The sequence below is a fragment of the Actinopolyspora sabaoui genome, assembly GCF_051225635.1.
Taxonomy (GTDB): Bacteria; Actinomycetota; Actinomycetes; order Mycobacteriales; family Pseudonocardiaceae; genus Actinopolyspora.
Genome location: NZ_JBMIHH010000006.1, coordinates 178,040 through 201,635, shown reverse-complemented (window position 1 = coordinate 201,635; position 23,596 = coordinate 178,040). Strand labels below are relative to the sequence as shown.

Annotated in this window: 20 protein-coding genes; 14 read left to right on the top strand and 6 right to left on the bottom strand. The window is 67.8% G+C overall.

Annotated features, from left to right (window positions below; all coding sequences use genetic code 11):
- Nucleotides 1-257: 257 nt before the first annotated feature.
- Together ACOQFL_RS13320 and sigE are read right to left on the bottom strand one after the other, a co-directional pair.
- Nucleotides 258-995: an anti-sigma factor family protein gene (locus ACOQFL_RS13320; RefSeq protein WP_435544455.1), complete on the bottom strand. Its 738-nt coding sequence runs from the start codon at nucleotides 993-995 to the stop codon at nucleotides 258-260.
- Nucleotides 992-1,666 carry an RNA polymerase sigma factor SigE gene (gene sigE, locus ACOQFL_RS13315; RefSeq protein ID WP_435544454.1) on the bottom strand — a complete coding sequence of 225 codons (675 nt, stop codon included), beginning with the start codon at nucleotides 1,664-1,666 and terminating at the stop codon, nucleotides 992-994. The genes ACOQFL_RS13320 and sigE overlap by 4 nt, the downstream gene beginning before the upstream one ends.
- A gap of 600 nt (nucleotides 1,667-2,266) precedes the next feature.
- Here sigE and ACOQFL_RS13310 point away from each other — a divergent pair.
- Nucleotides 2,267-2,812 carry an O-methyltransferase gene (locus ACOQFL_RS13310; RefSeq protein WP_435544453.1) on the top strand — a complete coding sequence of 182 codons (546 nt, stop codon included), beginning with the start codon at nucleotides 2,267-2,269 and terminating at the stop codon, nucleotides 2,810-2,812.
- Nucleotides 2,813-3,180: 368 nt separating this feature from the next.
- On the opposite strand, the gene ACOQFL_RS13305 is transcribed toward ACOQFL_RS13310, so the two are convergent.
- The 3 genes from ACOQFL_RS13305 to ACOQFL_RS13295 all read right to left on the bottom strand — a co-directional run bounded on the left by ACOQFL_RS13305 (nucleotide 3,181) and on the right by ACOQFL_RS13295 (nucleotide 6,256).
- On the bottom strand, nucleotides 3,181-4,320 hold the full coding sequence (locus ACOQFL_RS13305; RefSeq protein WP_435544452.1) for an Mrp/NBP35 family ATP-binding protein: 1,140 nt from the start codon (nucleotides 4,318-4,320) through the stop codon (nucleotides 3,181-3,183).
- A gap of 96 nt (nucleotides 4,321-4,416) precedes the next feature.
- Nucleotides 4,417-4,965, bottom strand: a complete 549-nt coding sequence (locus ACOQFL_RS13300; RefSeq protein WP_435544451.1) for a DUF1003 domain-containing protein — start codon at nucleotides 4,963-4,965, stop codon at nucleotides 4,417-4,419.
- Nucleotides 4,958-6,256 carry a magnesium transporter MgtE N-terminal domain-containing protein gene (locus tag ACOQFL_RS13295; RefSeq protein WP_435544450.1) on the bottom strand — a complete coding sequence of 433 codons (1,299 nt, stop codon included), beginning with the start codon at nucleotides 6,254-6,256 and terminating at the stop codon, nucleotides 4,958-4,960. The genes ACOQFL_RS13300 and ACOQFL_RS13295 overlap by 8 nt, the downstream gene beginning before the upstream one ends.
- A gap of 242 nt (nucleotides 6,257-6,498) precedes the next feature.
- Here ACOQFL_RS13295 and ACOQFL_RS13290 point away from each other — a divergent pair, with 242 nt between their 5' ends.
- The 6 genes from ACOQFL_RS13290 (at nucleotide 6,499) to pstB (ending at nucleotide 12,854) form a co-directional block, all read left to right on the top strand.
- Nucleotides 6,499-7,461, top strand: coding sequence for an HpcH/HpaI aldolase/citrate lyase family protein (locus ACOQFL_RS13290; protein ID WP_435544449.1), 963 nt, complete (start codon nucleotides 6,499-6,501; stop codon nucleotides 7,459-7,461).
- Nucleotides 7,462-7,833: 372 nt separating this feature from the next.
- Nucleotides 7,834-8,313, top strand: a complete 480-nt coding sequence (locus ACOQFL_RS13285; protein WP_435544448.1) for an HAD family hydrolase — start codon at nucleotides 7,834-7,836, stop codon at nucleotides 8,311-8,313.
- 425 nt (nucleotides 8,314-8,738) lie between these two features.
- Complete coding sequence (locus ACOQFL_RS13280) at nucleotides 8,739-9,833, top strand: phosphate ABC transporter substrate-binding protein PstS (RefSeq protein WP_435544447.1); 1,095 nt, start codon at nucleotides 8,739-8,741, stop codon at nucleotides 9,831-9,833.
- A gap of 116 nt (nucleotides 9,834-9,949) precedes the next feature.
- Entirely contained in the window at nucleotides 9,950-10,897 is a 948-nt protein-coding gene (gene pstC, locus ACOQFL_RS13275; protein WP_435544446.1) for a phosphate ABC transporter permease subunit PstC, read from the top strand.
- On the top strand, nucleotides 10,897-11,985 hold the full coding sequence (pstA, locus tag ACOQFL_RS13270; protein WP_435544445.1) for a phosphate ABC transporter permease PstA: 1,089 nt from the start codon (nucleotides 10,897-10,899) through the stop codon (nucleotides 11,983-11,985). Before pstC ends, pstA begins: the two co-directional genes overlap by 1 nt.
- Before the next feature lie 89 nt (nucleotides 11,986-12,074).
- On the top strand, nucleotides 12,075-12,854 hold the full coding sequence (gene pstB / locus ACOQFL_RS13265) for a phosphate ABC transporter ATP-binding protein PstB (RefSeq protein WP_435544444.1): 780 nt from the start codon (nucleotides 12,075-12,077) through the stop codon (nucleotides 12,852-12,854).
- Nucleotides 12,855-13,078: 224 nt separating this feature from the next.
- On the opposite strand, the gene ACOQFL_RS13260 is transcribed toward pstB, so the two are convergent.
- Complete coding sequence (locus ACOQFL_RS13260) at nucleotides 13,079-14,554, bottom strand: MFS transporter (RefSeq protein WP_435544443.1); 1,476 nt, start codon at nucleotides 14,552-14,554, stop codon at nucleotides 13,079-13,081.
- A gap of 125 nt (nucleotides 14,555-14,679) precedes the next feature.
- Between ACOQFL_RS13260 and ACOQFL_RS13255 the strand changes: the two genes are divergently transcribed.
- From ACOQFL_RS13255 to ACOQFL_RS13225, 7 genes are all read left to right on the top strand, one after another.
- Entirely contained in the window at nucleotides 14,680-15,900 is a 1,221-nt protein-coding gene (locus ACOQFL_RS13255; RefSeq protein WP_435544442.1) for a cytochrome P450, read from the top strand.
- 5 nt (nucleotides 15,901-15,905) lie between these two features.
- Nucleotides 15,906-16,553 carry a TetR/AcrR family transcriptional regulator gene (locus ACOQFL_RS13250; protein ID WP_435544441.1) on the top strand — a complete coding sequence of 216 codons (648 nt, stop codon included), beginning with the start codon at nucleotides 15,906-15,908 and terminating at the stop codon, nucleotides 16,551-16,553.
- 63 nt (nucleotides 16,554-16,616) lie between these two features.
- Nucleotides 16,617-16,817 carry a ferredoxin gene (locus ACOQFL_RS13245; RefSeq protein ID WP_435544440.1) on the top strand — a complete coding sequence of 67 codons (201 nt, stop codon included), beginning with the start codon at nucleotides 16,617-16,619 and terminating at the stop codon, nucleotides 16,815-16,817.
- Nucleotides 16,814-18,001: an NAD(P)/FAD-dependent oxidoreductase gene (locus ACOQFL_RS13240; protein ID WP_435544439.1), complete on the top strand. Its 1,188-nt coding sequence runs from the start codon at nucleotides 16,814-16,816 to the stop codon at nucleotides 17,999-18,001. The genes ACOQFL_RS13245 and ACOQFL_RS13240 overlap by 4 nt, the downstream gene beginning before the upstream one ends.
- A 96-nt stretch (nucleotides 18,002-18,097) precedes the next feature.
- A complete protein-coding gene (locus ACOQFL_RS13235; protein WP_435544438.1) occupies nucleotides 18,098-19,339 on the top strand; it encodes a cytochrome P450 in 1,242 nt (413 codons plus the stop codon).
- A gap of 158 nt (nucleotides 19,340-19,497) precedes the next feature.
- A complete protein-coding gene (locus ACOQFL_RS13230; protein WP_435544437.1) occupies nucleotides 19,498-19,692 on the top strand; it encodes a ferredoxin in 195 nt (64 codons plus the stop codon).
- 322 nt (nucleotides 19,693-20,014) lie between these two features.
- Nucleotides 20,015-23,578, top strand: a complete 3,564-nt coding sequence (locus ACOQFL_RS13225) for a patatin-like protein (protein WP_435544436.1) — start codon at nucleotides 20,015-20,017, stop codon at nucleotides 23,576-23,578.
- Nucleotides 23,579-23,596: the final 18 nt, after the last annotated feature.

Sequence of the window (23,596 nt, the reverse complement as noted above, 5' to 3'; positions counted from 1 at the left end):
TGATGCCCCGGATCCCCCTGATGCGCGGATGTCCTCGGCTGCTCGCTCATCGCTCCCCGGTTTTACGCACGTGTCGGTTCGGCCAGCTGCCCTGAGTGCATCACACGAAGGAGACATCGCGCTCACCGGAGAGGGATAGCCGTTCGGCGGATCCTCCGGCCGTCTCCCGCGCTCGACACTTCGGCGCACGTGCCATGTTGCCCGAGTGGGAGTGAAGTCCTCGTTGGTTTTTCCTGCCTGAGTTCGGTGCGTGGCGCTCACGAAGCCGGGTCGGGAGCGGAACTCCTGCTCGGCTCGTCCGGTCGCACGGAGACGCTGGTGGCCGGGGTTGTCGTCGCCTCGGCCGTGGGAATGATCGCCGCGGTGCTCGGCTCGCCCTCGCTCGGCGGGGCCGAGCTGCCCGCCTCCTCGACAGCTCCGCCTTGCGGCCTCGGATCGGGCACCGTGTTCACCGGGCTACGTGCTTCCTCCGTCGGGGTGTTCATGAATGCCAGTGCCCCCAGCACGAGCCCGGAGAACACCACCCCGGCACTCTGTTTGGCGCGACGTCCGCCGAGTCTCGACTGCTGCGTTCGCGTGCCGATCGGGAGCGAGCCGCCCTCGGAGACGGATCCGAATCGGCCCGAACCTTTTCCCAACGGGGTACTCGTCCCTAACGGTGCGGATTTCGAGTCACCCGGACGCCGGTTGAGCGTGACGAGTTGTCCGTCCTCGCTCAGTGCCAGGTTGTCCGGCTGTTCGGGTAGTTCGGCGGTCGCGGGAATGGACTGCAGTGACTGCAGCAGTTGCGGGGAGATCGAAGGTGTCGACGCGGTTCGTACGGCCGAACGCGCCTGCCGCTGTGCGTCCGCCTCCGTGGCACAACTCGGGCAGGTGGCCAGGTGCGCGGCGGCACGGTCGTGCGCTCCCGGGCTGAGCTCGCCGTCCACGAAAGCGACCAGCGCGTCCAGTGCCAGGTGCTGCTCAGGCAGTCCCCACCCTCGAAGACCGGTCATGCTGTTTCCTCCCGAGTGAGCTCACGGCGAGCTTCCAGGGCCGACTTCAGCAACTGCCGCCCACGGTGGATGCGGCTGCGTACGGTTCCCAGCTTGACGCCCAGCGTGGCACCGATCTCCTCGTAGGAGAGTCCTTCGACGTCGCACAGCACGATCGCCGCACGAAACTCCGGGGAGAGCTCCTCCAGCGCGGCCTGCAGATCCGGATCCAGATGGGTGTCCTGGAAAACCTGTTCCGGACTCGGGCCACGCCCCGGGATGCGATCGGTGTCCTCCGGCAGTCCCTCCATGCGCAGCCTGGAGCGCCTGCGCGCCATGTCCAGGAAGAGGTTGGTGGTGATGCGGTGCAGCCATCCCTCGAAAGTGCCGGGACGGTACGAGGCCAGCGACCGGAAGACCCGGATGAAGGTCTCCTGGGTGAGGTCCTCCGCATCGTGCTTGTTACCGGAGAGCCGGAATGCCAACCGGTACACGCGGTCCGCGTGTTCCCGGACCACTTCCTCCCACGAGGGAGGTGTCCAGTTGGCGGTGGTCTCCTGCGGGGAAACCACGGGTTGCTCGCCGTGTTCTTCCGAATCCACTGACCCGGGGGCCGGGGTTCCGTTGCCGGGACGTGTGGTTCCCGCGGTGTTCGGTGGAGTCGGGCTCGGTGCTGCCGTGTGGGTGGCCATGTGGCGAGAAGGCACCTCCTGCGGGCGGTTGCGCCCGGTAGAACGATCGCCTCGGCCGGTTTGTTCCCGACACCGCGGCTTCGTGGAGACGTAGCGGCGATGCGTCGCAAATCCTGCCGACTGTCACCCTTCGAGTGTGCTCCCCGGGCATTAGGTGACCGTGATAAGAGCCTGAGAAGCTCCTGAGAACTTGTTCCCACCCCTCGGTCCGCCTACCGGCGAGCCCCGAGGCTCGTCCGCAGCGGCTTCCGGTCCTCCGGGCTCGCGTTCGGTCCCCGCGCGTAACCGATCGCCTCCGAGCTCGTTTCGCTCTGTTGTGGGTCGGATTCGGGAATTCGTGGGGCGGGAGCTGCCGGAACGGTGCGTACACGGCGGATTGGAGTGTTTCATGACGGTGGGCAGAGGTTACGCGATCGTTGTACCCCACCTCGCCGGGTAGCCACTCCCACAACGATAACCTGTGCAATTGTGCAACCCGAGATTTCCTCCTCCGTGCCGATGGGTAGTGGCCCGCCGCCACCCCGCGACCGCGGCGGGGGTATGCCCGGCCGCACCCGGAACTCAGCTCGCGCCCCCGTGGAGCTGGTCGGGGATCCTCCGATGACCGACGGGGTCGTGGAGGAACGCTTCGGGTCGCCCGAAGCGATGTTGCGTTTCCTGGCATCGGCGTTGCGCGCCAGAGCGGTGGTTGAGGTCGGCGGTTCGTCGTCCACGGCGCTCGCCCTGTGCCAGGGGATGATCCCGGAAGGCACCCTGACGTGTATCACACTCGACACGGAGGCGCAGCGGGCGACCCGCCAGGCGGTCGCCGAAGCCGGCCTGTCCGGCAACAGGCTTCGAATGATCACCGGTGTGGGGGCCGAAGTGCTGCCAAGGCTGGCCGAGAACGCCTACGACCTGGTGCACGTCGTGGTCGGAAACTCATCCATGGCCGAGCTGTTGGAACTGGCCGCGCCGTTGCTGCGCCCCGGCGCGACGTTGCTACTCAACGGGGCTTTTCGGCACGCCGCTGGTGACAGGGTCTTCGCTTCCGACAGCGGTCCGCAGCTGCCCCGCGACATGCTGAACGCCATTCACGCGGATCCGAGACTGGTTCCGGTCGCCCTACCCATCGGCAGCGGTCTGCTGGCCATCGCCCGCACCTGAGCGGTACCTTGCTCCGCCCGGTCTGCGCAGCGGTGCCGGTGGCGGAACCTCTCGCACGGCTCTCGCTGCGGGAGGCCCGACATCGGGTAGCGACCTACACAACGTCGGGCCTTCCTCGCGAGAGCCGCACGGGAGAACCCGCGGCGGTGCCGAGCGCGGGCACGGTCGGAGTTCGGCCTGCGGAAGTGGTCGGAGTGCGGCTACTCCTCAGCGCTGGTGGCCCGTCAATTTCGTGGGAAATTGACGCCGCACTGGGGCGTACCGCCGTACCGCGCGGCGATTTCGTGGGAAATTGACACCCCTGTGCGGCAGTGTGTCCCCGGTTCCGCCGAACAACCGCTCAGGCAACCGGCCGGACTCCCGCTGTCTCATGCGGGGGAGACGGAGAGCAGTTGTCCTGCCAGTCCACGTGCTCTGGTCGACAGCTTCTTGGCGACGTCGGCCAGCACCTGGCTCGCGGGCGACTCGGGATCCTCCAGCACCAGTGGGGATCCGCTGTCCCCCGCCTCGCGGAGTCGGGTGTCCAGCGGTACCTGGCCGAGCAGCGGGACATCCGAACCGACGGAGCGGGTCAGCGAGTCCGAGACGATCTGGCCGCCGCCGGTGCCGAAGACCTCCACCCGCTGGCCGTCGGGCAGCTCCATCCACGACATGTTCTCCACGACACCGGCGATGCGCTGTCGGGTCTGCATCGCGATGGCGCCCGCACGCTCGGCCACCTCGGCCGCGGCCTGCTGCGGGGTGGTGACGACCAGAATCTCCGCGTTCGGGATCAACTGGGCCGTGGACAGCGCGACGTCACCGGTGCCGGGTGGCAGGTCCAGCAGCAGCACGTCCAGGTCCCCCCAGAAAACGTCCGAGAGGAACTGTTGCAACGCGCGGTGCAGCATCGGGCCACGCCAGACCACCGGCGTGTTACCCGGGGTGAACATGCCGATCGAGATCAGCTTCACCCCGTGCGCCTGCGGCGGCATGATCATGTTCTCGACCTGGGTGGGCTTGCTCTCGGTCCCCAGCATTCGCGGCACCGAGTGGCCGTAGATGTCGGCGTCGACGACACCGACGGACAGGCCGCGCTCGGCCATCGAGGCGGCGAGATTGACGGTCACGCTGGACTTGCCGACGCCGCCCTTGCCGGAGGCGACACAGTAAACCCGGGTGAGCGATCCCGGTTCGGCGAAGGGGATGCGGGGTTCCTCGGAGTCACCGCGCAGCTGCTTACGCAGTTCGGTGCGCTGCTCGTCACTCATCACGTCGAGTTCCACCTCGACGGAGCTGACCCCGGTGACCTCGGACACGGCTGAGTCGACCCGTTGGGTGATGGTCTCCCGCATCGGACAGCCCTGCACCGTCAGGTACACGCCGACCTTGACGTCACCCTCGGAGCCGATGGTCACGTCCTTGACCATGCCGAGCTCGGTGATCGGCTTGTGGATCTCCGGGTCCTCCACCTTGGTGAGGGCCTGCCGCACCGCTTCCTCGGTGGGATTGGGCTGCGTAGTGGTCACGGTTACGCGACACCGACCTTTCCTGAGCTGGTGTGCCGACACTTATGTTACGGACGAGTACCCGGGGATTCACAGCCCGACCGGCAATCGCTCCGTTCACCCCTGCTCCACGGCGCCGGAACTGTTGGCTTCCTCACCCCGTGCGCTGCTTCGTCGTCGCCTGCTTTCCGGACTCTCCGTCCCGGGGAGGTCGTCACGCAACCGATCCAGTTCGCCGCGCAGATAGTCCCGGGTGGCGACCTCGCCGACAGCCAGTCGAAGGGCGGCGAGCTCCCGAGCGAGGTACTCGGTATCGGCCTTGGTCCGTTCGGCCCGCGCGCGGTCCTCCTCGAGTGACACCCGGTCCCGGTCGTCCTGCCGGTTCTGCGCCAGCAGGATCAACGGTGCCGCGTAGGCGGCCTGGGTGGAGAACGCCAGGTTGAGCAGGATGAACGGGTAGGGGTCCCAGGCCAACCGTACCGCCACGAGGTTGACCGTGATCCAGCTGGAGACGAGCACGGTCTGCCAGAACAGGAACTTGCCGGTGCCGAGGAACCGCGCGATCCGTTCGGAGAACTTGCCGAACAGCTCAGGGTCGACTTCGAAGGCGGGGCGGTGGCGTCTGCGTGGCTGGTCGAGCCGTCTGCGCGGGAAGAGCTCAGGCATGCTCACCGTCCGTCTCGGGCTCGAAGTCGGGCGTTCCGGCGTCGGGAAGACCTCCCTCACGCCAGTTCTCCGGGAGCAGGTGGTCCACCACGTCGTCGACGGTGACGGCGCCGAGCAGATGTTCCTGGTCGTCCAGCACGGGGCCGCAGACGAGGTTGTAGGCGGCGAAGTATCGGGTGATCTCGGCCAGCTTGGCTCCGGTGGGCAGGCTGGCGAGATCGGTGTCCACCGCTCCCGCGACGAGGTTGGACGGGGGCTCGCGCAGCAGCCGCTGGATATGTACGCAACCGAGGTACGGGCCCGTGGGCGTCTCCGAGGGCGGGCGGCAGACGAAGACCATGCTCGCCAGCGCGACCGGCAGTTCCGCGTTGCGCACGCGGGCGAGGGCCTCCGCGACGGTGGCGTCCGGTGCCAGCACCACCGGGTCGGAGGTCATCAGACCGCCAGCGGTGTCGGCCGAGTACGCCAGCAGCCGTTTGACGGGTTCGGACTCCTCGGGGGCCATCAGGTTGAGCAGCCGTTCCTTGTCCGGTTCGGTCAGCTCGGCCAGCAGGTCGGCGGCGTCGTCAGGATTCATCGCCTCGAGCAGGTCGGCCACCCGGTCCTCGTCGAGGTGCGCCACCAGATCCTTCTGGTCCTCCTCGGGGAGTTCCTCGACCACATCGGCCAGCCGCTCGTCGTCCAGAGCCTCCGCCACCTCGTAACGCCGTTTTTCCGGCAGGTCGTGCAGCGCGCTGGCCACGTCGACCGCGCGCATCTCGTCGAGGACACCGAGCAGCTCGTTGACCTCCTGCGGTTGCTCCGTCAGCTGTGCCGTGGCCGGTCCGGCAACCTGGTCCCAAGCCAACACCTGTATCGGACCCTTCCGCCCCAGGGGCCCGCTGCGCACGTGCACGGCCACCTTGCCGAGCTGCCATTCCCGGTTGCGCTGCTGTTCCAACGCCGCGTCGACGAGCACGGCCGACCTGCCGGAGGGGAGCAGCGTCACCCGCGCATCCAGTAGCTGGCCGAGCACCAGTACCTCGTTCGGGCGCTGGTGGAACCGGCGCATGTTCACGCTGCCGGTGGAAAGCAGCACCGCGTTGGACTCGATGCCGGTGACCCGCAGCATCGGGACGAAGATACGGCGGTGGGTGGCGACCTCGACCACGATCCCCAGTACGCGTGGTGGGTGTCGGTCCTTGCGCAGCCCCGCCACCACGTCGCGCACCTTGCCGATGGACTGCCCGTCGGGTCCGAAGACGACAAGGCCGGACATGCGCGCCGCGAATACTCTGCTGCTGCCAGCCACGCCGATCAGGCTAGTTGCTCCGATCGGGCTGAGCAGCGGCGAAACGCGGGAGACAGCGTGCCGCTCACCTCGTGGTAGACAAAACCCGGTTCGCAGCGACCCGGGGTGACGCGTCGCCCCGGCGGCGTACCTACTCGAAGTCTCCGTCCGTCCACGTGGTGAGAGTGGCCCGCTTCCGTCCGGCGAACCCCGGCGGGGCGGAGGATCGGACAGGAGTGTTCCCGCGCGAAGGAGTGACCGACGTGGCCGATCCGCAACGTTCCCGCCGTAGTTGTCTGGCGGTTCCCGGCTCCAGCCGGAAGATGATCGACAAAGCCAGGAGGCTGGGCTCCGACCAGTTTTTCCTCGATCTGGAGGACGCGGTCGCCCCGCTGGCCAAGGCCCAGGCACGCGAGAACGTCGTCGCCGCGCTGAACGAGGGAGGCTGGGGCGACCGGATCCGTACCGTCCGGATCAACGATCCGGAGAGCCCCTGGGCCTACCGCGACGTGGTGGACGTGGTGGAGGGAGCGGGCCGGTCGCTGGACACCCTCATGCTCCCCAAGGTCACCGGGCCCGAGCAGGTGAGTTGGCTCGACCTCACGATCACCCAGATCGAGCGGGCGTTGGGGATCGTCGCGGGCTCGATCGGTATCGAGGCGCAGATCGAGGACGCGAAGGGGTTGACCTCGGTCGACTCGATAGCCGCCGCCTCAGGGCGATTGCGTGCCCTGGTGTTCGGCCCGGCCGACTTCATGGCCTCCATCAACATGCCCTCGCTCGTGGTCGGCGAGCAGCCTCCGGGCTACGACGTGGGCGACGCCTATCACCACGTGCTGATGCGGCTGCTCACCGCCGCCCGCGCCAACGGCCTGCAGGCCATCGACGGGCCGTACCTGCAGATCAAGGACATCGAGGGACTGCGCAGGGTGGCCGGTCGTTCCGCCGCGCTCGGGCTGGACGGCAAGTGGGTGTTGCACCCCGAGCAGGTCGATCCCGTCAACGAGGTGTTCTCACCGCGGCAGCAGGACTACGAGCGGGCGGAGAACATTCTCGACGCCTATTCCTGGTACACCTCGGAAGCCGGTGGCAGGCGTGGTGCCGCCATGCTGGGTGACGAGATGATCGATGAGGCTTCCCGCAAGATGGCGCTCGTGGTGGCGGCCAAGGGGCGTGCCGCCGGGCTCTCCAGACAAGAACCCTGGCAACCTCCGGTGGAGCGATGAGTCGGTCTCAACTGTCGTAGCTGCCTTCTTGGCGGAACCTCTCGCACGGCTCTCGCTGCGGGTGCCCCGACATCGGGTAGCGGCCTACACAACGTCGGGGCCGTCCTCGCGAGAGCCGCACGGGAGAACCCGCGGCGGTGCCGACTGCGTAGGTGGTGGGGGTTCGGCTTGCGGGGGCGGTCGAAGTTCGACCTGCGTTGTTCCGGCGCGGCGATTTCGTGGGAAATCGACGCTCGGCCGAGCCGCGCCGCGTCCTCCGTTCGGTGCGTGTAATCGAGTGTTGGGGATTCGTTAATCCGGTGTGGGTGGTTCTCGTTTCCGCTGGGGAAGCAGGCTGTGCGCATCTGCTCATCGGGACCGGGAGCCCTTGCCGTGTACGACGATCCGAATCGTGCCGTGGTGCTGGGTTGGAGCGGCACTCTCGTCCAGTACCACCGTGGCCGCGCCCGGCTCGTTCCCGGCGCCGATGCCGCGTTGGTGGGGGCCCGCCTCGCCTCGATCCCGGTCATCGTGCTCACCGAACAGCCGTTGCGGGAAGTGGCGGCCCAGGCACGCAGACTACGCGTAGCCGACCGGTTGTCCATAGTGATTCCGGGCAGTCGGGACAGGGTGGCCGAACTCGCGGGGCTGCGCGTGGAGTACCCTCGGCTGGCTTTCGTGGGAAGCACCGAGGAGGAGATCGTCGATGCCCGTCGTGCCGACGTGCTCGCGTTCGGCTTTTCCGGTGGGGGTTGCGCGGGCAGATTGCTGCGCGCTGCCGGCGCGGAATCGGTTATGTCCAAACTGGACCGATCCTTGGCGTTGCGGGTGACCGAGCAGCGGTTGTTCACCGCGTCGGGAGAGCTCGGATAGCCGTCGCCGCGCCTGAGCCTCCCGCCGGTGGGGCGAACCGGCCGTACGGATGACGTGTCCCGTTCTCGGGTCGCCGCGCCGGTTGTGGTTTCCCCGGCCCCGAATCCTTCCGGCTCTCCCTGGGATGCGCCTTTTCCGATCGTCGGTTACGCTTTGTGTCGCGTTGAAAACAGGGTGTTCCGAAAAAGGATTACCGGGATCTCCGGAGCGGGTTCCCGGGATGCCACGAGATGCGGCGTTACCGCCGTTTTCGATTCGTGGTTGTTTCGTGATTCATCCGTGATGAGTGATTTCTGTGGTTCGCTATTCCCCTGCTGTTCATCTGAGTTGATTCGGCACGTCACCTTTTCGCTTTAGTGTCACTCTCGCCAGTGCAGAAGACGGCCGGTGCCCATCGGCCGCAGCAGCGTGAAAAGGGGCTACCTGTGCAGCGCAGTATTGTCAGACGTGCTGCCGCCGGTGCGGCGGCAGCAGCGCTGACCGTGGTTCTCGGAGCGTGCGGCGCCGCCAACGAGTCCTCGGGCAACTCGGGCCAGGGCTCGGGACTTTCCGGAACGCTCGACGGGGCGGGAGCCAGCTCCCAGGAGGCCGCACAGCAAGCCTGGCGCGCGGCCTTCTCCGAACAGAATCCCGATGTGACGATCAACTACTCGCCGATCGGTTCCGGCGGTGGCCGGGAGCGTTTCGTCAACGGTGCGAGTGATTTCGGTGGCACCGACGCGGCACTCGAGGGTGAGGAACTCAGTGGGGCCAAGGAGCGTTGCGGCACCCTCGTCGAGGTACCGGTCTACGTTTCGCCGGTCGCCGTGGCGTTCAATCTCGACGGCGTCGACGAACTCAAACTGACTCCGCAGACGATCGCCAAAATCTTCAACCAGAAGATTACCAAGTGGAACGCCGACGCGATCCAGAAAACCAACCCGAACGCGGATCTCCCCGACCTGCCCATCACGCCGGTGAACCGCTCCGACGAGTCGGGCACGACGGAGAACTTCGTGGACTACCTGTCCACCGCCGCGCCGAACGCCTGGTCGCACGAGGTCAGCGGCAACTGGCCGGTTTCCGGCGGTGAGGCCGCCAAGGGCACCTCCGGGGTGAAGAGCGCCATCAACGCCGGGCAGGGAACCATCGGCTACCTCGACGCCAGTCAGGCCGGTGACCTGGGCAAGGTCGCGGTCGGTGTCGGCGAGGAGTTCGTCTCCTACTCGCCCGAGGCCGCCGCTAAGGTGCTGGAGGTCTCCGAGCGCAAGACCGGCCAGGGCGAGCACGTCTACGCCTACGACCTGGCCCGGGACACCACCGAATCCGGTACTTACCCGATCGTGCTGGTTTCCTACGGCATGGCCTGCGGCAGCTACGACGACGCGAACACCGGCGAGCTCGTCCGCAACTACTTCCAGTACGTCATCAGCGAGGAAGGGCAGCAGGCCGCGGCCGACGCTGCCGGCTCGGCCCCGATCTCGGCCGGACTGCGCGAGAAGCTGCAGCCCGCGATCGAGGCGATCGGCGCGAGCAGCTGACCCACACCAACCCACGGTTCCGGGGATCACCGCGAGGGTGACCCCGGAATCTTGGTCGTTGGCTGTCGAGGATTCTCACCTCCAAAACCACAGGTCAAACCCCGAAGGGATCGCTCGTGAGCAATACCGGGCAAGGTGCCGCGACCGCCCGTCGAGTACGTAAGCGGCCCGCCGACCAGGCGTTTCGTGGGATAACCACCGGTGCCGGTGTGCTGATCCTGGTGGTGCTGGCCGGGGTGGCGGCGTTCCTGCTGATCGAGGCCTGGCCTTCCTTCGTGGCGCCCGCCGAGGAGATCCCGGGCGAAGGGGGACTCGTCCTCTACATCTGGCCGCTGGTGTTCGGCACACTGCTGGCCTCCGTGCTGGCACTGGTGATAGCCGCCCCGCTCGCGGTGCTCATCGCCCTGTTCATCACGCACTACGCGCCGCGCAAGCTCGCGCAGTTCCTCGGCTACGTCGTGGATCTGCTCGCCGCGGTGCCGAGCATCATCTACGGCCTGTGGGGATTCACCGTGCTCGCACCCGCCACTCGGGGGCCGGCCGAATGGCTGCACGAGTACCTCGGTTTCATCCCGTTGTTCGCCGGGCCGCCCTCGACCACCGGCAGAACCATGTTCACCACGGCACTGGTGCTGGCGGTGATGATCCTTCCCATCATCACAGCCGTGATCCGCGAGGCGTTCCTGCAGACCCCCAAACTGCACGAGGAGGCTTCGCTGGCGCTGGGAGCCACCAGGCTGGAGATGATCCGCATGGCGGTACTGCCGTTCGGCAGCTCCAGCATCATCAGTGGCTCCATGCTCGGACTCGGGCGCGCGCTGGGGGAGACGATGGCGGTGGCGATCGTGCTCTCCGCCTCCGGCGGCGTGACGTTCAACCTGATCAGCTCCGGTAACCCGGCCACGATCGCCGCCAACATCGCCCTGGAGTTCCCCGAGTCCTCCGGTGTCGCCATCGACACCCTCATCGCGTCCGGCCTGGTGCTGTTCGCCATCACGCTGGTCGTGAACATGATCGCCCGCGCGGTCATCAACCGCCGCACCGACTTCTCCGGAGCCAGTTGATGAGCACCACCACTTCTCCGCCCACCCCAACGGAAAGCGTCGAACCGCCGAACGGGACGAAGTCGCTGGTCCGGGGCACCTTACCGAGATGGGCTTCCTGGGGCGCCCTCGGTACGGCGGCAGTGCTCGCTGCCCTGCTCGTCTGGCTGCTGGGTTTCGGCGTTCCCCCGTTCGTGCTGTTGACCGCGGTGTTCTACGCGCTCGGGATCTCCGGCTGGTCGCGTTGGGTCGAAGGCGGCAGAAAAGCAACCGACCGGGCGTTCACCGCCCTCGTCGCCTCGGCGTTCCTGCTGGCGCTCACCCCGCTGATCTCGGTGGTCGTCACCGTCATCTCGAAGGGACTGGACCGCTTCGACGGGCAGTTCTTCACCTACTCGATGCGGGGCGTGGTGGGTGATGGCGGTGGCGCGTATCACGCGATCATGGGAACGCTGATCACCAGTGGTCTCGCCACGCTGATGTCGGTGCCGATCGGGTTGGCCACCGCGATCTACCTGGTGGAGTACGGCCGGGGCAGGCTGGCCCGTGCGATCACCTTCTTCGTCGACGTCATGACCGGCATTCCCTCCATCGTCGCCGGGTTGTTCGCCTACGCGCTGTTCGCGCTGGTGTTCGGGCCGGGCACCGTCAACGGGTTCGCCGGTGCCGTCGCGCTGAGCGTGTTGATGATTCCGATCGTGGTGCGCTCCAGCGAGGAAATGCTCAAGATCGTTCCGGACGATCTGCGAGAGGCCGCCTTCGCGTTGGGTACTCCGAAGTGGAAGGTGATCCTGCGTGTCGTGCTCCCGACCGCCGTCGCCGGTATCAGCACCGGAGTCACGCTGGCCATCGCACGCGTGGTGGGGGAAACGGCGCCGCTGCTGATCGCGACGGGGGCCACCGGCAGCACCAACTTCAACCCGTTCTCGGGGCAGATGGCGACCCTTTCGGTGTTCTCCTACTACGAGTACGCCAGCCCGGGGGTGCCGTTCGAGCCGTCGTTGGACCGCGCGTGGACGGCCGCGCTGACACTCATGCTCATCGTGATGGTGCTCAATCTGGTCGCCCGATCGATATCGCTGTTGTTCGCACCGAAAGCGGGGCGCTGAGTCGCCACCGCCGCGCCGCGAGGGACAGCGGCGCGGCGACAGCCGCACCGACGCTTTCCCGCCGTGTTACTGATAGGAGCCGAGGGGCTATGGCTAAACGCATCGACGTCAAGGATCTGGACATCTACTATGGCTCCTTCCGCGCGGTGCGCAGCGTGTCCATGACGATTCAACCGCGCGCCGTGACCGCCCTGATCGGTCCTTCCGGCTGTGGTAAGTCGACCTATCTGCGGGCGTTGAACCGGATGCACGAGTTGATCCCGTCGGCCCGGGTGGAGGGAAAGGTCGTAATGGACGACCAGGATCTCTACGCCCCCGGGATGGACCCCGTGGATGTGCGCAAGCACGTCGGCATGGTGTTCCAGCGTCCCAACCCGTTTCCCACCATGTCGATCTACGACAACGTGGCGGCTGGGCTGCGGCTGAACAACAAGCGGATGCGCAAATCCGAAACGGACGACGTGGTCGAGGAGTCGCTGCGGGGCGCCAATCTCTGGGAGGAGGTCAAGGACCGGCTGCGCAAGCCCGGATCCGGCCTGTCCGGTGGGCAGCAGCAGCGGTTGTGCATCGCGCGTGCCATCGCGGTGCGGCCGGACGTGTTGCTGATGGACGAGCCCTGCTCCGCGCTGGACCCCATCTCCACGCACGCCGTGGAGGATCTGATGGCCCAGCTCAAGGAGAACTACACGATCGTCATCGTCACGCACAACATGCAGCAGGCCGCCCGGGTCAGCAACTACACCGGTTTCTTCAACATCGCGGGAACCGGTCAGCCCGGCGAGCTGGTGGAGATCGACGAGACCCCCACCATCTTCTCCACCCCGACGCACACGGCGACCGAGGAGTACATCTCCGGCCGGTTCGGCTGATCCGACCGTTCCGAGCACGTCCTCGGACGGCCGTTTCGGCCGAATCCGCCGCTGCTCCGGCCAGGTGAGGCGCTCCTTCGTGGTGGCACCGCTTTCCGGGCCGCGAACTCCTGAGGAGCACGTGCGGCGATACCGCGGTGGTGGCCCGAGGAATGGTTCTTCGGTCTCGTGCGTACCGAAGAACCGTCCGCCGGTCGGCCATCCTCCTGTTCGGCGAGCTCAACTCAGGCCGAGGCCTCGCCGACGGTTGTCCTCTCCTCGGTTCCCCGTGTTTCCGGTGCTTCGGAAGTGGAGCGCCGCTTCGGCAGGAAGGCCGCGATGAGCAGAGCGAGGAGGGCCGAGCCCGCGCCGATGCCCATCACCAGCCGGAATCCCTGCTGCGACGGGAAGCTCACCGGTCCGAACTCCACGGTCATCTGGGCGAGGATCACCCCCGCGATCGCACTGGCGCTCGAGGTGCCGATCGAACGCATCAGCGTGTTGAGGCTGTTGGCGGCTCCGGTCTCGGAGACCGGCACCGCGGCCATGATCAACGCGGGCATGGCGCCGTAGGCCAGTCCTACTCCGACGCCGATCACGCTGGAGATCAACACCAGGTGCCAGATGGCCGACATGAGCACGATGTTGAGTGCGTAGCCGATCGCGACCACGACCGCACCGACCATCAGGGTGACCTTCGGTCCGTACAGCTTCGAGATTCGTGCGGAAACCGGTGCCATGGCCATCATCACCAGACCGGAGGGGGCCATGACCAGCCCCACGACCACCATGCTCTGGCCCATGCCGTAGCCGGCCGCCTCGGGCAGCTGCAACAGCTGCGGGATCACCAGCGACATCGCGAACATGGCGAAACCGAACACCGTGGAAGCCAGGTTGGTCAGCAGCACCTGACGACGCGTGCTCACGCGCAGATCCACCAGTGGTCGCGTTGAGCGGGTCTCCCAGCGGCCCCAGAGCAGCAGCACGATCACCGCGGCCACGAACAGGCCGACGACGGGTCCGCTGCCCCAACCCCAGTCACCTCCCTTGGAGATCGGCAGCAGCAGGCAGATCAGCCCGGCCGAGAGTCCGAGCGCGCCCAGCAGGTCGAACCGTCCGCCGGTGCGGACCGAGGATTCGGGCACCACCGCGGCTACCACCAGAGCTGCCATGGCACCGAGGGCTCCGGATGCCCAGAACAGCACGTGCCAGTCGGTGTACTCGGCCAGGAACGCGGCCGCGGGCAGTCCGAGTGCGCCGCCTATTCCCAGCGAGGCGCTCATCAGGGCTATCGCGGAGCCTAGCCGTTCGGACGGCAGTTCGTCGCGCATGATGCTGATGCCCAGCGGGATGACGCCCGCGGACAGGCCCTGCAGCGCACGGCCGACGATCATGGGTGTCAGCGAGTCGCTCAGCGCGGCGATCACGGAGCCTGCGGTCAGCAACACCAGGCTGACCAGTAGTACTCGCCGCTTGCCGTACATGTCGCCCAGGCGTCCGGCGGAGGGGGTGGCCACGGCGGAGCCGAGCAGCGTAACGGTGACCACCCAGGCTGTTCCCGTGGCAGGGGCGTGCAGCAGCTGGGGGAGTTCGGGCACCAGCGGGATCACCACGGTCTGCATCAGCGAGACCACGATCCCGGCGAATGCCAGTGCCACCACGACGAGGTTCGTCGGTGGTGCGGCAGCGCCCCGTTCGGGGGCGGCATCGGCATGCGACACGGTTCGTCCTTTCGGTTTGTCGCGAATGGGGGTTACGAGAAATTCTAAATCAATCGATTGACTTAATTTAGTATCTGAGGTTGACTGGTCGGCAACGGAGACACGAATCACGTGGAGGGAGCGCGATGGTCCACAGCGAGGGTGAGCGGACGCTGAGCTACCCGATCCCGAATCCGGCTCCGCTGGATCCGCCGGAGGAGTGGGAGCGACTCCGCGGCGGATGCCCGGTGGCGGGCGTGCGGTTGCCCAGCGGGGACGAGGCCAAGCTGGTGACGCGTTACGAGGACGTCAAGCAGGTGCTGTCCGATCCCCGGTTCACGCGCCAGCTCGACGCCGAGGACGCGGCGCGGGTCGCCGACAACGAATCCGGCGGCGTGTTCAACACCTCGATGGCCTCCGCGCTGCCGCAGAGCGGTGAGGGGCATCTGCGCTGGCGCCGGATGGTCAGCAAATGGTTCACCGCCAAGCGCATGATGGCGTTGCGGCCGGGTATCGAGGAAATGGCCGAGCGGCTCATCGACGACATGGTCAAGCAGGGCCAGCCCGCGGATCTCAAGGCGAGCCTCGGCTTCCCGCTGCCGGTCTACGTGATCTGCGACCTGCTGGGCGTGCCCGCCTCCGACCGGGACAGGTTCTCCTACTGGTCGGACACGCTGCTGAACATGACCCGCTACGGCGAGAAGGAGATCGCCGCGGCGCAGCGCGAGTTCGTCGAGTACATGGCGGCTCACGTCGAGAGCAAACGCGCCGAACCCGGCGACGACCTGATCAGCTCACTGCTCGCCGAGACGGACTCCGAGGGTCGGGCGATGTCGAACGAGGAGTTGATCGCGACCGGTCAGGGGCTGCTGGTCGCCGGGCACGAGACCACGGCCAACATGATCGGCAAGATGGTGTCCATGCTGCTGTCCGACCGGCAGCGCTGGGAAAGCCTGCTGGCGGACCGATCGCTCGTTCGCAGCACCGTCGAGGAGGCGTTGCGGTTCGACGCCAACCCGGGTTTCGGGATGCCCCGCTACATCACCGAGGAATCCGAGATCGGCGAGACCTCCCTGCCCAAGGGGACGACCGTGGTGTGCAGCATGGCCTCGGCCAACCGCGACGAGTCCGTCTTCGAGGGCGCCGCTGACATGGCGCTGGACCGCAGCCCCAACCCGCACCTGGCCTTCGGCGCGGGAGCGCACTCCTGCCTGGGGCAGTCGCTGGCCCGCACCGAGCTGCAGGGAGTGCTGGAGGTGCTGCTGCGCGGACTCCCCTCGCTCGAACTCGCCGTTCCCGCCGAGGAACTGCGGCAGGTCGAAGGGCTGGTCGTCGGCGGGCTGCGCGAAGTACCGGTGCGATGGTGAGAGCCATGACTGGCAGAACCGTACGGGAAGAACGCATCAACGCCACGCGGCAGAGGATCCTGCTCGCGGCCGAACGGCTGTTCGCCGAGCACGGCGTGCTGGCCGTGTCCAACCGGCAGATCAGCGAGGCCGCCGAACAGGGCAACAACACGGCGGTCAGCTATCACTTCGGGACCAAGGCGGATCTGGTCCGGGCCATCGTGCGCAAGCGCAACGAGCCGGTCGAGGGACTACGCATCGAGCGGCTGAAGGAGATCGACGACAGCCCGCGGGTCCGGGACTGGGTTGCCTGCCTGGTGCGTCCCAGCGCCGACAACCTGGCCGAGCTGGACAGCCCCACCTGGTTCGCCAGGTTCAGCGCACAGGTGATGACCGAGCCCTCACTGCGGGACATCGCCGTCGAGGAGTCGCTGAGCTCGCCTGCCATGCACCGCATCCTCGACGGCCTGCACCGGTGTCTTCCCGACCTGCCGGACGAGGTGCGGGCCGAGCGAGCCGACATGGCCCGGCAACTGATCGTGCACACCTACGCCGAGCGGGAACGCGCTCTCGCGGAGGGAACACCCACCCCACGGGCCAGCTGGCAGGAGGCGGCCACCGGGCTGATCGACGCCATCACCGGGCTGTGGTTGGCACACGTCACCGAATCCTGAGCGCCCGCGCGGGCTCCACGGGCCCGCTACGGGCGAGACCGATACGACGAGAAGGGAGTGCCAGTGAAGGTCGCTGTCGACGAGGAGAAGTGCTGCGGTTCCGGGCAGTGTGTGCTGCTCGCTCCGGAGGTGTTCGACCAGCGCGACGAGGACGGGCTGGTGATCCTGCTGGACGAACAGCCCTCCGAGAACCTGCACGGGTCGGTTCGGGAGGCGGCCGATGTCTGCCCGGCCGCCGCCATCGAAGTGAGTGAAGGCGCATGAGCGAACCGAGCAGTGTGCTGGTGGTCGGTGCCTCGGCCGCCGGGCTCGCGACGGTGGAGTCCCTGCGACGCGGCGGGTACCGGGGGACGATCACCGTGGTGGGCGAAGAGGAACACGCACCCTACGACCGACCTCCGCTGTCCAAACAAGTCCTCTCCGGCAGCTGGGAGGCCGAGCGCAGCAGGTTGCGCACGGAAACCGCCCTTGCCGAGACCGACGCCGAGTTCGTCCTCGCCGACCCGGCGGTCCGACTGGACCCGGCCGACCGTACCGTCCACACCGCATCCGGCCGCACGCTGCGCGCCGAGGCGCTCGTACTCGCCACGGGACTTCGACCGAAACGGTTGCCCGCTCCGGACACGGCGGGGGTGCACGTGTTGCGCACCCTCGACGATTCGTTGCGGCTGCGGGCGGAGTTGCCGCGGGCGCGAAACGTAGTGGTCGTCGGCGACGGCGTGCTCGGATCGGAGATCGCCGCCACGGCCCTTGGCATGAAATCGGACGTCACCCTGGTGGGGCTGCAGGACGCACCCATGGCCGACCAGCTCGGTCCGCGGGTCGCCGGGATGCTGGGCGAGCTGCACACCGAACGGGGCGTTCGGCTCCGACCCCGTGCCGGTGTCGAGGCATTGGAGGCGGACCACGGTCGGGTGAGGGCGGTTCGGCTCGAAACCGGCGAGACGCTGCCCGCCGACGCCGTGGTGGTGGCGATCGGCGCCACTCCTGCCACGGACTGGCTCGCCGACAGCGGGCTCCGGCTCGAGGACGGGGTGGTGTGCGACTCACGCTGCCGAGCGGCTGAGGGAGTCTACGCGGTCGGTGACGTGGCGCGCTGGCACCACGAGGGGCTCGACCGGTCGGTGCGGCTGGAGAATCGGACCAACGCCACCGAACAGGCCCGCACCGTGGCCGCCAACCTGCTCGGTGCCGATCGTCCCTACGCACCGGTTCCGCACTTCTGGACCGACCAGTTCGACGCCAAGATCCAGGTGCACGGTGTGCCGCACCCCGATGCCGAGGTGACGATCCTGGAGGGCGACCCCGCCGAGCGCCGTTTCGTCGCGCGCTACACCAGACAGGGGGCACCGGTGGCCGTACTCGGCTGGAACAGGCCCAAACAGGTCCGCACGCATCGCCGGGAGATCCTCGACACCTTCAGCGTGCCCGCCCTCGCACCGAACTGACCGTTCTCACCTCGTTTTCGTAAGCCGGCGGCGGGGCAGCTCCCTGCGCCGCCCCGCCGCCGGGAATCCGTGTCCCGGATCTCATTGGAGGAGTTGATGACCAGCACGTTGGATTCGGCCGACGAGAACGCGGCCGAGGTTCCCGAATACCCGATGACCAGGGCCGAGGGATGTCCCTTCGATCCGCCACCCCAACTGCGGGCCATGCAGCGGGAGGCTCCGCTGAGTAGGGTCCGGCTTTGGGACGGCAGCACGCACTGGCTGGTGAACCGCTACGACGAGCAGCGGGCGCTGCTTGCCGACTCCAGGATCAGTTCCGACCCGAGCAACCCCGGCTATCCGGCTCCGGCACCGGTCAGCGACGAGCACAGCGAGGGGTCCCCCGTCAGCTTCATCCTGATGGACGACCCCGAGCACGCCCGGCTGCGTCGCATGGTCACGGCCCCCTTCACCATCAAACGGGTGGAGGCGATGCGCCCGTTCGTGCAGCGGATCGTCGACGAGAAGATCGACGAGATACTCGCTTCCGACGAGCCGGTGGATCTGGTGGAGGCCTTCGCGCTGCCGGTCCCGTCGCTGGTGATCTGCCAGTTGCTCGGCGTGCCCTACGCCGATCACGACTTCTTCCAGCGCAACAGCAAGGTCATCGTCCACCGGGACTCGACCACCGAGCAGCGTTCCGCCGCTCTCGGCACGCTGGCCGAATACCTGGACGGGTTGGTGGGGCAGAAACTCACCGATCCGGGGGAGGACCTGCTCTCCGATCTGGCGGCGCGTGTCGAGTCCGGCGAGCTGCCCAGGAAGGAAGCATCCCGCATGGGGGTGCTGCTACTGATCGCCGGACACGAGACCACCGCGAACATGATCGCGCTCGGCACGTTGGCCCTGTTGGAACACCCCCAGCAGCTGGCGGAACTGCGGGAGAACAGCGACGATTCCGAACTGGTCGCCTCGACGGTGGAAGAGTTGCTGCGCTACCTGCACATCACCCACAACGGTCGGCGCCGGGTGGCGTTGGAGGACATCGAGATCGCCGGTGAGGTAATTCGAGCGGGCGAAGGGGTGATCGTGCCCAACGACATCGGCAACCGCGATCCGGACGCCTTCGCCGAGCCCGACCAGCTCGACCTCCGGCGCGACGCCCGACACCACGTGGCCTTCGGGTTCGGGGTCCACCAGTGCCTGGGGCAGCCACTGGCCCGGCTGGAGCTGCGGGTCGTCTACAGCACGCTCTACCGGCGCATCCCAACCCTGCGGTTGGCCACCGACCGGGAGAACATCTCGTTCAAACACGACGGTTCCGTCTACGGGGTGTACGAGCTGCCGGTCACCTGGTGACCCACTCGGCTCGCCGTCCCCGGCCGTACCCCGACCCCGTCGTTGTCCCGGCCGGGGCGGCCACCCTGCGATGGCGTCGATTTCTCGCGAAATCGCCGCTCTCGGGCGGTGCGGAACCACGAAGAACCGGGACGAGCGGAACGGGAGAGGAGAGAACAGTGAAGGTTACCGTCGACCAGCAGAGCTGCGTGGCCTCCGGCCAGTGCGTGATGACCGCCGACGACGTGTTCGACCAGCGCGACGAGGACGGCATCGTGGAGCTCTTGGAGGCCGAGCCCACCGATGATCGGACCGAGGACGTGCGGCAGGCCGCCGCGCTGTGCCCCGCCCGTGCCATTCACGTCGAGCGGTAGAGCGGCCGGGTACTTCGGTTCGGGGCGCGGCACAGGCGCCACCCGATATCGGGCCTCGTCATCGCGAGGCCCTTCGGGCATCCCGCCCCTGACCTCGGGGCGGCGTCAATTTCTCGCGAAATCGCCGCGCCGCTGATACGCAGTGCCGAACTCCCACCACTCACGCTGGACAGGTGCTCGGCACGTTCCGAGGAAGTCACCGTGATTGGCGAAAACGGCGGAACACGCCATGGTCGGATCGGCAGTTCCCGGTGGCGTCTTCCGGGGGTAGATTTCGGAAAGTGCCAATCAATCGGCCGGTCGATCGAGAGGCGAGTCCGAAGTGTCCAGTGGTGAACCCAACTCGCATTCCTCACGGCAGCTGCGGCTCGCGTTGGCGTTGCGTGGTGGCGCCAGTATGGCGGTCTGGATCGGGGGAGCGGTAGCCGAGATCGACCGGTTGCGTCGTTGGGCCCCGGTGGAAAGCGCCGGATCGAAGCGGTCGGAGAAGCGTCACCCCTGGGCCGAGCTGGCCGAGCTGGCCGGTTACGAGTCCGTCGAGGTGGACGTGCTCGCCGGTACTTCGGCGGGTGGTCTCAACGCGACACTGCTCTCGGCATCGCTGGTCTACGGCATGCCGTTCACAGCCACACGCCGTGCCTGGATCCGGCTGGCCGACCTGGAGGCGATGGCCCGCACGGTTCCCCGGCCCTGGCAGCCCAAGCCGGAATCGTTGCTGGAGGGCGACGAGTACTTCCGGGCGGAACTGACCGAGCTGCTCACCGAGCAGATCGGCCGCGAACGGCGAACAGAACCGGTCGAACGCGTCGAACTCCTACTGACCGCCACCCTGTTGGATCCCGTGGCCGAGCGGCATTTCGACGCGGTGGGCAGTGAGTTCGGCAAAGCCCGCAGGCGGGCGATGTTCCGGTTCCGGCACCGCGGGAGGCCGGGTGAACCACTCAGCGACTTCGGTCCGGCCGAGCAGGCCCGAACCACCGCGCGACTGCTCGCACAGGCCGCCAGAGCCACCTCCTCGTTCCCGATGGCCTTCGAACCGGCCGTGTTCCGCGCCGACGATTCCGGTGACACCTCGGGCCACCGAAACAGTGACTCGCTGCCCGGTTCGGTGCCCAATCTGTACGGGCGGTTCTCCGAGATCGCCTACTCCCCCGAGCAGCGCTTCCGGGTGATCGACGGTGGAGTGCTGGACAACATCCCCGTCACCGCGGCGGTCGACGCCATTCGGCGGGTCGAGGCCGATGCGCCTACCGAACGCTGGTTGCTCTACCTCAACCCGGAGCCGGACTCGCCCAGTGCCGAGACCCGTGGCGAACGGTTCGCCCGAGCCGTCACCGCGACGGCACTGCGGGCGAAACTCGGCCAGGAGAGTCTGCTGACCGACATCGACAGCATCGGCAGGCACAACGGCTCGGTACGCCGAGCCGCCGGACGCAGGGACGCCGTGCTCACCGAGCTCGCCGTGACACCGCGCTCCCGTCGCGCTCGTTTGCTCGGTGATCGGGTACGGGCGGTTTCCGGCGATTACGCCTCGCGGCTCGCCGAGACCCGGGCCCTCCGGGTCCACGAGCTACTCACCGCCCCCGAGGACACCACCGGTACCCCGTTGCTGGACCCGATTCCGAAACAGCCGCTGCGGGAGTGGCCCACGACCGCGTGTACCGGGTTGCGCGATCGACTGACCGAGCAGTACCGCTCGCATGCCCAGCGGCGTCCCGGCGAAGTCTTCGACGACGTGCGCACGCTGCTGTCCGCCGTGGACGAATGTCTGCGCTGGGTCCGCGAGCTGGAGGCCCATCGGCGCTCCGCGCGGTTCGCTCTCGTGAAGGCCTCGCTGTACCGACTGCGCACCGTCGCCGAGACCCTGTGCGGCCACACCGATCGTTGCTGGATCCACGCGGCCGGGACCGAACCCGTTTTCGTGCGTGCCGAACTGGCCGGCTGGATCGAGTGCGTGCTCGACAGGCAGCACAGGTTGCAGCACGCGTTGCCCTCCCCGGTCGGGGCGTTGCTCGCGCCGTTGCTGGACAGCGTCCTCGACGAAGGGTCGCTCGACGAGCGGAACCCCGATGGCGGGACCGCCGAGGCAGGTGAGCACGGGGAGGGGAACCTCGACACCGACTCGTTCGACACCGGGGCCGAGCTCGGGTCGCGGTTTCGGCGGCGTCTGGCGGAGTTCAACGCGGAACTGTCCGCCATAGTGAGCTCCTCGGGCGCGGAAGCCGCCGAGAACGACGTCGGGGTGGATGCGGTCGCCGAGAGTTGGGCCATCCTGGAGCGCCTGGTGGGGGACCTGGTGGCGGCCCTCTCACCGGGCGATCTCGTCGAGATCGACAGGGTGACGCGTTCGCTGCTCGAACTCGCCGCCGACGTCGACCCGATGCGGCTGCTCCGCGAACTGGTCGTACTCACCACGCCCATGCGGGGCGACACCGGAGCGGATTCGCACATCCTGTTGCACCGCCTGGCCGGTGACAACTCGAGCCCGTTGCCGTTCACCGCGTTACGCGACTCGGCCGGCGAGATCCCGCTGGCGGACAAGGTGCGCGGGTCCGGCCTGGGCAACTTCGGTGCTTTCCTATCCGCCAAATGGCGCGCCAACGACTGGATGTGGGGCAGGCTGGACGCGGTGGCCGGGCTGGTCCCCATGCTGATCGAACCGGACCGGTTGGTTCGGCACAGCGGGCACCTGGGAGCCGACGGTTTGGGTGACGCGCTGCAGCGAATCCTCAGCCGGCCAACCGAGGCGGAACTGGGGGAACTCGACGAAACCAGCGCGAGACAGTGGCACGAGTTCCTCGCCGAACGCTGGGCGGAGCACTCCGGCGCGGTGCGGGCCGAGCTCGAGGCCCTGTTCGCCAACCCCCCCGACGAGCATCCACTGACCGTGACCCGCCGTGCCGTGGTGGAACGGTTGCAGTGGACGGTTGCCGCCGAGGAGCTTCCGCTCGTGGCCGCCGTCGATCCCGGGGCCGACCCGAACGCGAGCGACGCCCGGCCGGTGCGGGATCCCCGACTGCTGGATCAGCAGGTACGTGCCTACGCCGTGGGCAAACAACGCCCGAGTGACCTGGCGGAACGGCGGATGGCTTCCCTGGCCACCCGTTGCGCGTTGCTCGCCCATCGGGCGCTGCTGCCCGGCTGGCGGGGGTTCCGCCGTTCCCTCGCCACCGTGAGCATGATCGTGCTCAAACCGCTCTCGATGCTGCTCGCCTTCGCGCTCGCAGCACCCCGCCGCGCCGCGCTCGGCACGGCGCTGAGCGGCACGGCCGTCGCGCTGACCGAGTTCATGCGTTCCCCGACGATCGATTTCTCGTCCGAGGCCGAGTCCTCGTCTTCCGCCGCGAAGGAGCTCGCGTTCATCACGATGCGCGAGGCACAACGGGTCGAGGAACTCCAGGCCTGGCGCTGGCTGCACGTGGTGGAGATGTCCGACTCGTGGCCCGGTGCGGTGGGCTGGATCGCCGCGTTACTGGCAGTGGTCGCCGCGCTGCGCTGGGGATGGCTGATGACCTCCGGGGCAGGCTCAGCTCTCACCCGAGCGTTGGCCGGGCTGGCGGCAGCCGGTCTGCTGGCCGCGGTCGGGTTCTGGCTGTTCGGTCTCGGAATGCGGTTGGGGCCCTTGGGCCTGACGCTGGCCGGGGCCGGGATCACCTGGTACGCCACCTTCGCGCTGCGCACTGGTGGCAGAGTGGTCGCCACTGTGCTCAGTGCGGTGCTCCCCGGCCTGTTGCTGCTTCCCGCGGTGCTGCAGAGCTGGTCGGTTTCATTCTGGTTCCTGACGGCGCTGCTCCTCACTGCCTGGGGGCAGACGATACTGCTGAGTGTCGCCGACGTGCTCGAACCGCGACCGCGTGGTTCGCTGGACACACCCTCGCGCGCCTGACCGGCGGTGTCCGCCGCG